Consider the following 13,485-nt stretch of genomic DNA (forward strand, 5'->3'; position numbering starts at 1 on the left):
GATGCCGCGGCTTTTCTGGAAGTTCTTCATCACCATCTGGGCAACTCTGGCCATATGCGTCGCTATTATCATCGTGATCGTAAACTCAACGCAGGCTGAGCCATTCGCCGTCGAACTCAGACGGCAACAGGAGGAGATGCTCATCGGCCTGACGGGACGGATACTCGAGGCGGACGGAGAGTCGGCGGCTCGAAGTTTTATTCGGAAAAGCGAGGAAATGTATCCAGTCGGGCTTGCGTTGTCGAAGTTTGCGGATCGGGCCAACTGTGCTGTTTCCTTTGGCGGGACGGATCGTGTAGTGCCCCGGCTGAACGATTGCTTTCGGATCGAGGTAACTCCGCAGCCACTCTTCAGCGTACAGCGACTGGCCGTCGTCATGCCATGGGTCGCCATCTTGATTGCCAGCGCGATTTCCGCCGCAATGCTGGCGCGCTACCTTATCCGTCCTGTCGTCCATCTACGTGACGGTCTGAGTGCGCTGGCTCACGGACGCTTCAACGTGCGGATTGGCGACAAGATGGCGGGCAGACGGGACGAGGTTACGGCTCTCGCGCATGACTTCGACACCACAGCCGCAAGACTGGCGGAATTCCAGGGAGCGCAGCAGCATCTGTTTCATCAGGTTTCGCACGAACTGCGATCACCGTTGTCGCGGCTGCAGGCAGCCACCGGAATTCTGCGCCAGAATCCGCGGAAGCTTCCTGTCATGCTCGACCGGATGGATCGCGAAGTGGAGCGCCTGGACGTGCTGGTCGGAGAGGTTCTGACCTTGGCCCGTCTGACGGTCAGCTCCGGAGTACCCATTAAAACCCAGACGGTGGATGTCATCGAACTATTGAATGCGATACTTGCCGATGCGGGCTTCGAGGCGCAATCGCGCGGGATATCCGTGACCGATCGCATCGAGGGGACGTTTCTTGCCAATGTCGAGGGAGAAATGATCTATCGTGCCCTCGAAAATGTCGTGCGCAACGCCGTCAAATATACCGCTGATGATACCAGTGTTTTGGTCGTGTCGGAAATAGGTGATGGTGTTTTGTCGATCCAGATCACCGACCAGGGCGCAGGTGTTCAGCCTGACGAACTGGAGCGCATCTTCCAGCCCTTTTGTCGCGGCCAGGGCGCACAGGATACGACGGGTTACGGGTTGGGACTGACGATTTCTCGACAGGCTCTGGAGCGCCACGGTGGCTGGATTTTCGCCACGCTTACGCCAGCGGGTGGGTTGATGATCTCACTCGGCATCCCGTCGGGGGCAAATGGCCGCTGAACTGGTGCTGCACATTTTACCCAACTTTACATAGGCTTTACAGCACTTAACTCTCGGCCATTTTATAGATCAACCATCACAATCCTACCCGATGATGTGTAGATGGTTCAGATTTTTCCGCGACTTGCTCCATTGATGGTGCAACTGCTCATGCCCCTGGCCCTTTCGGCCACACTTGCCTCCTGCAATGCAGTAGCTTTGCAGGAGGGAGGCTCATTGAAATCCTATGCGGGCATGACCGCCTCGAACGGTACCCTAACTAAATCCAGGATTCGGGTTGAAGGCACCTCGCTGCTTGCAGCGAAAACGGTGAGAATCGTGCCGACATCAATTCATCCCGCAAGCGCCGGCAATATCGCACCAAGGGAGCTCGCGCTTGTCGCCAATACGATAGATCGGGCGCTCTGTACGGGATTGAGCGAACGGTTTGAGATTGTCGCTCCCTCACAGCTGGCTGATTTGACTGTGCATGCCACTGTGACACGCATCGTGCCCACGAACAAATCGGCGGCAACGGTATCGAGCGTGGCGTCGATCGGGGCCACGGCCGTTTCCGTTCCGATGCCAAGAATCCCCATAGGACTTGGGGGGCTCGCCGTCGAAGCCGAGGCAACCAACATGCTCGGAGCGCAGATGGCTGCAATCGTCTGGGCGCGGGGAGCGGATATGCTGACGACGCAGGCACGGGCATCCGCGGTTGGCGATGCCTATTCGCTGTCGAGCGCCTTCGGAAAGGATTTCAGCAAAATGCTCGTGACGGGAAAGGATCCGCTCAAGGGCATGCCGCAAGTACCGTCAGTCCGGAAGATGACCGCAGCGCTCGGAGGAAAGTCCAAATTCGAGGCATGCCGCACATTCGGTGAGGCGCCCGGGGTAACCGGAATGATCGCAGGACGGCTCGGGCTTCCACCCGCCTGGAGCGATAAGGGCGCAAGTACGAAGCAGTTCACACAACCGCATTGACCGGAAGATGCGGAGTTCACTACGCAATAGAATGGAAGCGACAGACATGACAGTAAAATTCGCTCTCGTAAGCGTGACGGTTCTTACAATGGCAAGCACAGCCTTGGCGGAGGAGACCAGGCAATTCATCTCGGCGAAACAAGCCGCCGAACAGCTCGGTGATGGCAAGGCCTGGTCGGCAGTGGACCCGGACGGTACCAAACTCAAGCTGACCCTGGCGCCGGACGGCACGGGGAGCGTAAGGGGGCCGATTCCGATCCCGATGTCGGTCACATGGGGTGTCGAGGGCGATCAGCTTTGTCTGACGACCAAAATGGGCAAGAGGTGCCTTCGATTTACCAGGATATCTGGCGGCCTGCAAGGTTGGGAGAACAACCAGCTCGGCATGCGTTTCCGCCGATAGAAACGTCGAGACCGCCCCATCTCGACGCTGACTCGCCCCGCTCCAGCCGTAAATTCGGTGGGCGGGGCGAAGCTAATTTTGTGCGTCGCACCTCAATCTCCGATAACAGAGCGGTGAGACCACAGATTTTAAATGTGGTCGCGGCAATGACCGTTACGAAGAAGTATCCAATGCCGCATCCCGCCGGAAGGCAATGAGCTATCAAGAAAAGGTTGACTTTGGCGAGCCGTTAAAACTCGACCATCGCGCTTGTATCAGCTTTGACCTGTTAATCGCTCCGAATGACGTTCCTCAGGACATGTTGGCATATCCAAGGGCGCTTGCCTTCATCAACGTCTGCGCATAGGGCGATTGCGCGCGTTGCATTCCGATATCTTCCGGCGTCAATTCGTCGACGAACTGACCATTCTGCATGACATATGCCTTGTCGCACATGTGCGCGACGACCGAAAGATCGCGGCTGACAAGCAGAAAGGTCAGGTTTCTCTCCTCGCGCCGATCGGACAGAAGATTGAGGACCTCGGCCTGCACACTCACATCCAGTGCGGAGGTCGGCTCATCCTGGAGCAGGATCGGAGGCTCGACGATCAGCGCGCGGGCGATCGCCACGCGCTGGCGCTGGCCGCCCGACAGTTCATGCGGGTACCGATCCGCGAAACTGGCCGGCAGGCCAACCTCTTCCAGCGCGCGCCCGATGCGTGAGCGATCATGGGCAAGGCCCGTGCAGCGGGCGGGTTCGGACAGCGCCCGCCCAACGCTGTGCCGCGGATGAAGTGATCCGTAGGGATCCTGAAACACCATCTGTGCCAGACGCAGATCATCCATGGTCCGGCTCTGTTTGATGCTGCGGCCATCCATGCCTAGCGACCCTGTCCAGCCGTTTTCTAGTCCGACGATGCAGCGCAGCAGCGTTGATTTTCCGCATCCGGATTCGCCGACAATACCGACACTCTGTCCCCACTTGATGGTGAACGACACCCCGCGCACGACGTGGTTGGCGTCTTTTCCGTTGCCATAGGTGACGTTGAAATCCTTGACCTGGAGCATCAGTATCATCCCTGCTAGGCTGAAAAGGATACGCGGTCCGGCACTTTCAGCCTGCGACCGGATTGAGTGGGTCGGGCATGGCTATCGGGCAACCGGGCGCATGCGCGGGCTTGCCGAACCGCGCGGCATTCTCCATGCCCTCGAGGCACCACCGCAATAAAACCGGTCGGTACTTGAAACAATGTCATTCCCGTCATTCGGGGCGCGGCAAAGGGCGGTGTTGTCGATTGTTTCAAGCGTCGGTTGCTTATGCGCGCAGCAGAAACACGTCGGAGCTTGGCCTCATCAGGCCATTGCCTGCTTCAATCCGTTCATCAGCAGGTCGATATGGGTCGATAGCACTTCATCGCTGTCGAGTGGACGGCGATCGTCGAAGATCAGGCGAAACACGACTGTCCCGATAATGGGTGCCATGATCACCTTGGGAAGTTCGGCGGATTTTTGCCGAAAAATCCCGCGCGCTACGCCTGCATCGACAATCTGATCAATTCTGGTGATCACGGGTTCCATGAACGTGTCGTGGTGGCGGTCGATCATGTCCGGAAAGGTTCGCCCCTCGGAGACTACCAGCCGGAACAGTTCCCGCATGCGGCGTTCATTGACGATCTGGGCGAACAGAAAGCTCAGAAACGATTCGAGCGCCTCGAACGGATCGTCCGTCTTGGTGACGAAGCCCCGGAATGATTCCTTGAACGGTTCCGACACGTATTCGACCATCGATTCGAAAAGCTTTTCCTTGGTCTCGAAATAGACGTAAATCGTGCCCTTGGTGACGCCGACGCGCTCGGCCACGTCCTCCACGCGCGTGGCGGAAAAGCCCTTGGCGATAAACTCTTCGAATGCCGCCTCAAGGATCTGAAGGGGCCGCATGGCCTTCTGTTGCGCGCGGGTCGGTTTCTTGTTTGCGGGCATATCTTCGCCTTCCATCTGCATGGCAATTCACAATTTCATTGACTAACCAGTCAGTCAAATAGTAGATGAGCGCCGCCAGATGCTCAAGAGGTCATCCATGAAGCATGCTCCAGTCCTGTCAATTGCGCTTTGTACCGTAATCCTTACCGGATGTTCAAAAGAGGAGGCGACGGCCGAAAAGCCCGCCCGCCATGTCGATGTGGTCGTTGCTGCCGCAAAAACGCTTGCGAGCGGAAGTGTCATCACCGGCGACGTGCAGGCGCGGGTTCAGACCGACCTTTCGTTCCGCGTCGATGGCAAGATTACCGAACGGTTTGTCGATGTCGGCACCAAGGTGGAGGCCGGACAATTGCTGGCCAGGATCGATCCGAAGACACAGAAGGCGGATCTTGTGATCGCGCGTGCCAACCTCGAATCGGCGAAGGCGCAGCAGGAACGGGCGCAGTTGGCGTTTGAACGTCAATCGCGGCTGTTCGAAGCGCAGGTGGCTACGCGTTCGGCGCTCGACAATGCGCAGGAGGCATTGCTGACTGCCAAGGGTGCGACCCGTTCGGCCCAGGCCAGCCTCGAAACGGCAACGGATGCGCTGTCCTATACGGAGCTTCGAGCCGATGCCAGCGGTGTCATCACCGCGCGCAATGCCGAGGTCGGAAAGGTTGCCCAGACGGCCGAAGCCGTGTTCACGCTCGCCCATGACGGGCCGCGTGATGCCGTCTTTCATGTCTATGAGGCGCTTTTCCTGGCGGCCGGGGTCAATGACACTGTGAAGGTCACGTCGCTCTCCGAGCCGGCCCTGGACGTGAAGGCTGCTATCCGGGAAATCTCTCCGACAATCGATACATCCACCGGCACGGTCAAGGTCAAGGTGGGACTGGGTGGCGATACGCCCGTGCCGCTCGGTGCGCCGGTGGCCGGATACTTCGATTTTCAGGCGCGCCAGGCAATCACCCTCCCGTGGTCGGCGCTGACATCCCGATCCGGCAAACCGGCAGTCTGGCTGGTCGATCCCGCGACGTCGCAGATCCGCTCGCAGCCGATCGATGTCGCGGCTTACCAGACGGGACTGATCGGCGTGGCCGGCGGAATTTCGCCGGGTGATCTGGTCGTCACGGGCGGCACGAAATTCCTGACGCCGAATGAAACAGTCGCCTATGCAAAGGGTCTCGCGCAGTGAGAAATCCGTATCCGATCGCAATCCTGTTATGCTCCTCCTTTCTTCTTTCTGCGTGCGAAGAACAGGACGCTCAGGCACCACAGCCGCCGCGCCCCGTGCTTTCGATGGTGGTTTCACCAAAGCCGGTCAGCCATCTGCAGATCACCGGAACCATCGAGCCGCGTACGCACACCGAGCTTGGTTTCCGTATTCTCGGCCGGATCTCAGTTCGCAACGTTGATACCGGTGATCTTGTCCGCAAGGGAGACGTGATCGCGTCACTCGATCCGCTGGCGCTGGAACTGGCGGTCAGGAGCGCGCAGTCCGATCTTTCGAACGCTACGGTTCAACTCGACAATGCGATCACGACCGAAGCCCGTCAGCGCATGCTCGCGCAGTCGCGATCGGGCACAGAGGCAGCTCTGGAAGAGGCCGAACAGGCGCGCAGAAGCGCCGAGGCAGCGGTCGCAAAGGCGCGTGCCAATCTCGACAAGGCGGAGGAGCAACTTGGTTACGCGCAGTTGCGCGCCGAGTTCGACGGCGTTGTCACGGAAACATCTGCCGAAGCCGGACAGGTCGTTTCGGCCGGGCAGAGCGTCGTCACGGTTGCACGCCCCGACGAACGGGATGCCGTGGTAGATATTCCGCAATCGGCGGCCTCCCATCTCCAGAATGGCGACAGGTTCGAAGTGTTCCTGCAGATCGATGCCAAGGTTGCGACAACCGGTATCGTGCGCGAAATCGCTCCGGCAGCCGACAGCGCAACGCGCACCAGCCGCACCAAGATCGCGTTGTCCGACCCACCGGCCGCCTTCCGGCTTGGATCCGTGGTCACCGTATCGGCAGCGATGGATCTCCAGTCAGACATTCAGGTCCCGACATCGGCGCTTATCGAAAAGGACGGACAAAAAGCGGTCTGGGTGGTCGATCCGGCAAGCAAGACCGTGGCGTTGAGGAAGGTCGCGGCGTCGGCCGGAAACACGCAAGCCGGCACGACGGCAATCGAAAACGGCATCGAGGCAGGCGAGCGCATCGTCGTCGCGGGTGTCCATAAACTTACCGACGGGCAATCCATCAGGTTCGACGGGGAAGCGACCCAATGAAGAAGTTCAATCTCTCAGACTGGGCGCTCGAGCATCGCTCGCTCGTCTGGTATTTCATGCTGGTCTTCCTTTTGGCCGGTACCTTCTCCTACCTCAATCTGGGTCGGGAAGAGGATCCCAATTTCACCATCAAGACGATGGTCATCAACGCCCAGTGGCCGGGCGCATCCGCCGAGGATGTCGCTCTTCAGGTTACCGACCGGATCGAGAAGAAAGTCGAGGAGCTTGAAAACCTCGATTACGTCCGCAGCCAGACGATCGCCGGCCAGACGACGATTTTCGTCGAACTGTTGATGACGACGCGTGCCAAGGATGTCGAGGCATCGTGGATCCGTGTCCGCAACATGATCGAGGATATCAAGGGGGAATTGCCGAGCGGCGTGGTCGGCCCGTTCTACAATGACCGTTTCGGTGATGTTTACGGCAATATTTACGCCTTTACCGGCGACGGCCTGTCGCAGCGGCAGATGCGTGACCTTGTGGAAGGTGCCCGCGCCAAAATCCTGACGGTCGATAATGTCGGCAAGGTCGACGTTATCGGTGCGCAGGACGAAGCGATCTATCTGGAATTCTCAACGCGCCAGATGGCGGCGCTCGGCATTTCCCAGCAGTCGATCGTCGAAACCCTGCAGGCACAGAATGCGGTCACCCAGTCGGGCTTCGTCAATGCGGGGGAGGAGCGCGTTGCACTGCGTGTCAGCGGCGAGTTCACCTCGGAGGAAAGCCTCAAGGCGATCAACCTGCGCGTCAACGACCGATTCTTTCGCCTGACGGATGTCGCCACGATCAAGCGCGGATATGTGGACCCGCCATCGTCGCTGTTTCGTTTCAACGGTCAGCCTGCAATCGGTCTTGCCATCGGCATGAAGGCGGGCTCAAACCTTCTTGAATTCGGCGCTGCGCTGGAACAGAAGATGGAGGCGATCACCGCCAACCTGCCGGTCGGCATGGATGTGCACCGCGTCTCCGATCAGCCGGCCGTGGTGGATGATGCCGTTGCCGGTTTCACGCACGCACTATTTGAAGCCGTGGCGATCGTGCTTGCCATCAGCTTCCTCAGTCTCGGATTCCGGGCCGGTCTCGTGGTGGCCGTGTCCATTCCGCTCGTCCTCGCCATTACCTTCGTCTACATGGAATATGCTGGGATTTCGCTTCAGCGTATCTCGCTCGGCGCCCTTATCATTGCGCTTGGCCTTCTGGTCGACGACGCGATGATCGCCGTCGAAATGATGGTGGCGCGACTGGAGGTCGGCGACAGCCTGCGCAAGGCGGCAACCTACGTCTACACCTCGACGGCCTTCCCGATGCTGACCGGAACGCTGGTCACGGTTGCGGGTTTCATTCCCGTCGGCCTGAACAGCAGCGCGGCGGGCGAGTTCACCTTCACGCTGTTTGTCGTGATTGCCGTGTCGCTGATCGTCTCCTGGATCGTGGCGGTGCTGTTCACGCCGCTTCTGGGCGTCACGCTTCTGCCCAAGACGATGAAAACGCACCATGAGAAGAAGGGTCGTTTCGCCTCTGCTTTCTCCTGGATCCTCCAAAAGGCGCTGCGTTGGCGCTGGGTCACCATCGTTTTGACATTCGCGATGTTCGGCATGTCGGTGGGTGGTCTTTCCATGGTGCAGCAGCAGTTTTTCCCGGCCTCCGACCGTGTCGAACTGATCGTCGACTGGAACCTGCCGCAGAACAGTTCGATTGCGGAAACGAACCGTCAGATCGGCCAGTTTGAAAAGGAAATGCTCGCCAACAATCCCGATATCGACCATTGGACCAGCTATGTGGGGGAGGGCGCACCCCGCTTCATCCTCTCCTACGACGTGCAGACACCGGACGTGTCATTCGGCCAAACGGTTATCGTGACCAAGAGCCTTGAGATGCGTGACAGGCTGCGTGACGATCTGCAGGCCTATCTGACAAAGACTTTCCCCGGAACGGATGCATTCGTGAAGCTGCTCGATATCGGTCCGCCGGTCGGCAAGCCCGTCGCTTATCGTATCGGTGGCCCGGATATCCAGAAGGTCCGCGAATACGCACAGCAGCTTGCCGGTATCGTCAATGAGCATCCTCTTCTGGCCAACATGGTGATGGACTGGAACGAGCCGGCGCGGGTGGTGAAGGTCGATGTTCTGCAGGATAAGGCCCGCCAGCTCGGTGTCTCTTCGCAAGATATCGCGACGGCGCTGAACGGTGTGGTGGAAGGCAGCACGGCGACGCAGGTTCGTGATGACATCTATCTCGTTGACGTCATCACGCGTGCGAAGGATGCCGAGCGCGGCTCCTTGGAAACGCTTCAGAACCTTCAATTGAGCAGTTCCAGTGGCAAGGCCGTGCCGCTCTCCGCCATCGCCAACTTCCGCTACGAACTGGAACAGCCGACCATCTGGCGCCGCGACCGCATTCCGACGATTACCGTCAAGGCGGCCGTCATCGGCAAGACGCAACCGGCAACGATCGCAGAACAGCTGCAGCCGAAGATCGACGCTTTCCAGAAGACGCTTGCGCCGGAATACACGCTGGAGATCGGCGGCTCGGTGGAATCCAGTGCCGACGCACAGGGCCCGATCGTGGCGGTCGCACCCCTGATGCTGTTTGCGATGGCAACCATCCTGATGATCCAGCTGCAGAGCTTCAGCCGCCTGTTCCTTGTCTTTGCCGTGGCGCCCACGGCCCTGGTCGGCGTGGTGGCGGCTCTCATGCTCAGCAATTCTCCCATGGGTTTTGTTGCCATTCTCGGCGTGCTGGCACTGATCGGCATTCTCATCCGCAACTCGGTCATCCTTGTCGTGCAGATCGAGCATCTGCGAGCGGAAGGCGTGTCCGCTTGGCGAGCTGTGGTGGAGGCGACGGAGCACCGGATGCGGCCGATCATGCTGACGGCGGCGGCGGCAACACTGGCGCTGATCCCGATCTCCCGGCAGATTTTCTGGGGACCGATGGCTTATGCCATGATGGGCGGGATTATCGTCGGAACGGTTCTGACGCTTTTGTTCCTGCCAGCACTTTATGTGGCCTGGTTCCGGATCCCGAGGGAAGAGGATGGAAAGCATGCGGAAGCGTGAGCGCGCAGGCTTGATCGTGCCCGGAGGTGTCCTGTGCTTTCACACCTCCGATGCCCGCCGGCCCTGGAAACAGGGCCGGCGTTACGCCTCTATCTTGCGCCCTCCGGTTTTGACCGCGGGAAAAAATCTTTATACGGCCTATCCCGCGACCCGGCCGATTTCGAGTTGAATGCAGCAAAACATGGATAAAGACATGGCCGAATGGCATGAGATGATTTCACGCAGCGCGTTCAAGGTCGTCGCCATAATCGCAGTCATCAGCCTGAGCAGCTGTGTGTCGCGACCGACCAGTGAGGTTCTGAAGCCCGTCAAGCTAGATGGGGCCGCGGGGCAGGAGATTACCGTTCTTGCCGCCACCAACCGGACACCCAATGCAACAGAACCGGGTTTCGGCGGGGCATGGGCCGGAAAACTGAGTTATGAACGCTACCAGATTTCCGCACCGCCCCAGCGCAAGGGCACAGCCATCACCTATGTCAACGGAACTCCCAAGCCGGACAGGCAGTATATCGTCAAGGACCGCCATCAACTGACCAAGCAGGACTTTCTGTCCGACGCTCTCCGATCGATCGGGCCGGATGGCACGATGGGCGTTTTTATCCATGGTTATAATTACAGCTATCAGGAAGCCTTATTTCGTATCGCGCAAATTGGTGCCGACGCCAGATTGCCGGGTGCTCCCATACTGTTTTCCTGGCCATCCGCCGCGGTCGTTGCCGGATATGTGGCCGATCGGGATGCCGCACTGGCTTCCCGCGGTGACCTGCATGAACTGGTGCAGGCACTGTCGGAAAGCTCCAAGGTCCGGCGGATCGTGCTTTTTGCCCACAGCATGGGTGCCTTCCTGACGATGGAGACGGTCCGGGAGCTGAAGCTTCAGGGCCGGGACGACGTGCTGCGCAAGCTGACCGTCGTCCTTGCTGCTCCAGACATCGACGTCGATGTTTTCCGTGCGCAGCTTCGTGATATCGGCAGGATGCAGACGCCGATTACCCTGCTTGTCTCCAAGGTCGATCGTGCCCTGTCGGTCTCAAGCCTGATCGGTGGCGAGCGTCAGCGGGTAGGGCGAATGGATGTCGACGATCCAATCGTTCAGGAGGCAGCGGTCAAGGAAGGCGTGCGCGTGATCGACATAACCTCGGTAGCAGGATCCGACGGTCTCGGACACGATCGCTATGCATCGCTTGCGGGCTTTGGCGCTCAGGAGATTGCCCGGGAGGGACATGGTGGCGCGTCGCTGGCCGGCGTTGGCGCATTCGTGTTCAATACGGCCGGAGACATTGCCGCGAGCCCATTCCGCCTGGCGGGCAAGGCTTTTTGATATTCACACGTTTATTAGAATAGTAATTCGCACAAGGCTTAGATAATTCCGCGTGGGACAAATAGTCCCCCTTCGAGGAGGGCTCAGAAATGTTCCATAATAGGACCGTACGCCTCATCCGCCTTCCCGCTATCTCAAATCAATGCTTTGTCAGATGCTTAGCCGATCTGAGGTGCTGGTCGTGGGTTCGAATCCGGTCAAGAGCTTAATGAATGGACGGCGCTCGCGGCTGATCGATTTCGCAAGCCTTGGTAAGAAAAGCACCGTGATTCCGAGATACATCGCGGACCACTAGTCATAAGGAAGTTTAGTCTCCTTCTCTTTGGTCGGCCGCTTGATCAGCGACATGGAGAAAACGCTTGAGATCGTGTAGGTTGTGCAAATCATCGCATATCGACATTCGTTGATGTGGCATTCCGCAAGCTTTCCGAATTGACCAATGAAACAATCAAAGCGCAATTTTGTCATCGAGTACAAGTCTGGCCGCCGTCGGTCGGCGATCACCCAATCCAGTTCGATCTGGGGCAATCTTGATCTCAAGTCCGTTGCTCAAGCGGTTGAGACGGATATGCCAACACCAGTTATTGGAATTGACGCCGCCATGGATAGCCCTTCAAGGCATTCGGCACAGGACATCGTCGCGGAAGTCAATGGTGCGAGTGTTGCCCCACCAGCGGTGGGTGACGATGCCGTCGCAGGCGTCGATCCAGGGACTCTCGTCGACAACGATGCGCTGGTGGATAGCGAAGAGACGATAGGCGCAAACGACGCGATAGGTTCGGCCGAGGGTGATGCATCGGGAGAGGTAGCAAGATCGGAGGCGGGTCGCTCCGAACCTACACGCCGCCGTGTGCGGAAAGCGAATGTTCGAGCGGACCGTCAACCGGTCAAGCCAAAGTCGGCAAAGACGAGGCTTGTATCAATGTCTGAAGCCGATAAGGAGTTGGCGGATCTCTTTCAGCTTGAGGAAGAGAACCGCCAGTTGAGACGCTTGTTGGTCGTAAAGTTGCGCAAAGACAATGACTGGCTGCGCGACTGGCTTCGACGTGCTTGATCTGCAACAGTGCTGTGTCCAATTATTTCGCGTCGAACCTGGCTAGCATCTTGCGCAGTTGCGCGTTTTGCTCGGAAAGCTTTCTCTCCAGCTGGCGCCGCAAGGCATCGATCTCCGCATCGAGATCGGCCATTTCATGCATAAGCGATTTCGGGACGGCAGACGCGTTGTCCTCCGTTTGGCTCGATGGTGTCGGTTGCTGCACAAAAGCTCGGGTCGTTTTCTGGCGCTTGAGCTGTGGCATATCCACCGGCTCGGCCAAAGCGTCTACGGTCGGCGTTTCTTCTCGCGCAGCGACGATCTCCGTAATCTCAGCTCTTGCATCTATGGCTGCTGAACCTTTGGCATCCGCGGAGATAGCAGAAACTCCATCCACCGCCGATGCAGATGCCTCATCGGAAATCCGAACATGCTCAAGGCTGGCACTGTTGTTCCGTCGAGCCGCATCGAGCCGTTCATCCGCAGCGACCTCAATAGTCTGCTCCGCAGGCTGCGCCTCGATCTCCAGATGTACATCTGTTTTTTCCGGTTGATGTTCGAGAGCAATGGGTTCACGGGCAGTTGCCGGATGCTGCTCCCGAGTATCCATCTTCGGGTTGCGCGACACCAGGTCAGCAACAAATCTCCACGGTGTTCTCATCGCATTCGCCCTCGGCATGGCGACAGAATACTGCCGCAGTCATTCAGATAGGACAGGTCCATGCGGGCCTGTCGATTTCGCGGATCGGCCTACAGCGTCGAGCGTCAAGCTTTGCCGAGGCGCTTGCGCAGATCGGCATTCTCAGAGCGCAGCTTGTCGGAAAGCTCCTTACGCAACTGCTTGTTCTCTTCCTCAAGCTTGATGAGGTCGGAGATGTCGTCGACGGGCGCAACTGGAGCCAGGGCAGCTGCCTTCGCACGCGGCGTGCGCGTGGCGACTTTCTTCGGTTCGACAGCAGCCTTGTCGGCTTTGACCGGAGCAATCTTCGAACCGCGTTTTGCGCGCGTCTTTTTGACTGGTTGTTCGGCAGGTGACGCGGTGACGTCATAGGCAGCGATCTTGGCGGCAGCCTTTGGAGCGCGAGGCTTGCGTGTTGTTGATTGCCACTGAGAACTGACCCGGTAGTGGAGTGAACCCCTCGGGCTGGACCACAGGACAGGGAAAAACTGATACACTCTGCGGGCCTTAATCGGAGAAGGCTCATGAAGTCCCGAGGTCCA

12 protein-coding genes are annotated in these 13,485 nt (G+C 58.6%); 8 read left to right on the forward strand and 4 right to left on the reverse strand.

The window, feature by feature from the left end; all coding sequences use genetic code 11:
• Nucleotide 1 precedes the first annotated feature (1 nt).
• The 3 genes from GGE33_RS26750 to GGE33_RS26760 all read left to right on the forward strand — a co-directional run bounded on the left by GGE33_RS26750 (nt 2) and on the right by GGE33_RS26760 (nt 2,636).
• Nucleotides 2-1,270, forward strand: a complete 1,269-nt coding sequence (locus GGE33_RS26750; RefSeq protein WP_183830370.1) for a HAMP domain-containing sensor histidine kinase — start codon at nt 2-4, stop codon at nt 1,268-1,270.
• Nucleotides 1,271-1,420: 150 nt separating this feature from the next.
• Entirely contained in the window at nt 1,421-2,233 is an 813-nt protein-coding gene (locus GGE33_RS26755) for a DUF3313 domain-containing protein (protein ID WP_343062701.1), read from the forward strand.
• Nucleotides 2,234-2,279: 46 nt separating this feature from the next.
• Nucleotides 2,280-2,636: a hypothetical protein gene (locus tag GGE33_RS26760; RefSeq protein ID WP_183830372.1), complete on the forward strand. Its 357-nt coding sequence runs from the start codon at nt 2,280-2,282 to the stop codon at nt 2,634-2,636.
• 291 nt (nt 2,637-2,927) lie between these two features.
• Here the strand turns inward: GGE33_RS26760 and GGE33_RS26765 are convergent, their stop codons facing one another.
• A complete protein-coding gene (locus GGE33_RS26765; RefSeq protein ID WP_183830375.1) occupies nt 2,928-3,683 on the reverse strand; it encodes an ABC transporter ATP-binding protein in 756 nt (251 codons plus the stop codon).
• Between the two features lie 285 nt (nt 3,684-3,968).
• The gene (locus tag GGE33_RS26770; RefSeq protein WP_183830378.1) at nt 3,969-4,595 is read right to left on the reverse strand and encodes a TetR/AcrR family transcriptional regulator; all 627 of its coding nucleotides are present in this window, start codon (nt 4,593-4,595) and stop codon (nt 3,969-3,971) included.
• A 97-nt stretch (nt 4,596-4,692) separates the two neighbouring features.
• On the opposite strand from GGE33_RS26770, the gene GGE33_RS26775 reads away from it, so the two are divergent.
• From GGE33_RS26775 to GGE33_RS26795, 5 genes are all read left to right on the forward strand, one after another.
• Nucleotides 4,693-5,769, forward strand: coding sequence for an efflux RND transporter periplasmic adaptor subunit (locus tag GGE33_RS26775; RefSeq protein WP_183830381.1), 1,077 nt, complete (start codon nt 4,693-4,695; stop codon nt 5,767-5,769).
• The gene (locus GGE33_RS26780) at nt 5,766-6,851 is read left to right on the forward strand and encodes an efflux RND transporter periplasmic adaptor subunit (RefSeq protein WP_394353707.1); all 1,086 of its coding nucleotides are present in this window, start codon (nt 5,766-5,768) and stop codon (nt 6,849-6,851) included. The genes GGE33_RS26775 and GGE33_RS26780 overlap by 4 nt, the downstream gene beginning before the upstream one ends.
• On the forward strand, nt 6,848-9,910 hold the full coding sequence (locus GGE33_RS26785; RefSeq protein ID WP_183830387.1) for an efflux RND transporter permease subunit: 3,063 nt from the start codon (nt 6,848-6,850) through the stop codon (nt 9,908-9,910). Before GGE33_RS26780 ends, GGE33_RS26785 begins: the two co-directional genes overlap by 4 nt.
• 193 nt (nt 9,911-10,103) lie before the next feature.
• Nucleotides 10,104-11,231: an alpha/beta hydrolase gene (locus tag GGE33_RS26790; RefSeq protein WP_246436503.1), complete on the forward strand. Its 1,128-nt coding sequence runs from the start codon at nt 10,104-10,106 to the stop codon at nt 11,229-11,231.
• A 439-nt stretch (nt 11,232-11,670) separates the two neighbouring features.
• Nucleotides 11,671-12,285: a hypothetical protein gene (locus tag GGE33_RS26795; RefSeq protein WP_183830393.1), complete on the forward strand. Its 615-nt coding sequence runs from the start codon at nt 11,671-11,673 to the stop codon at nt 12,283-12,285.
• Nucleotides 12,286-12,307: 22 nt separating this feature from the next.
• On the opposite strand, the gene GGE33_RS26800 is transcribed toward GGE33_RS26795, so the two are convergent.
• Complete coding sequence (locus tag GGE33_RS26800) at nt 12,308-12,925, reverse strand: prolipoprotein diacylglyceryl transferase (RefSeq protein ID WP_183830414.1); 618 nt, start codon at nt 12,923-12,925, stop codon at nt 12,308-12,310.
• A 104-nt stretch (nt 12,926-13,029) separates the two neighbouring features.
• The coding region (locus GGE33_RS26805) for a hypothetical protein (protein WP_210303966.1) at nt 13,030-13,485 on the reverse strand (456 nt) is incomplete at its 5' end.

Origin of the sequence: Aliirhizobium cellulosilyticum, assembly GCF_014198105.1 — a bacterium.
GTDB classification, from domain to species: Bacteria; Pseudomonadota; Alphaproteobacteria; order Rhizobiales; family Rhizobiaceae; genus Neorhizobium; species Neorhizobium cellulosilyticum.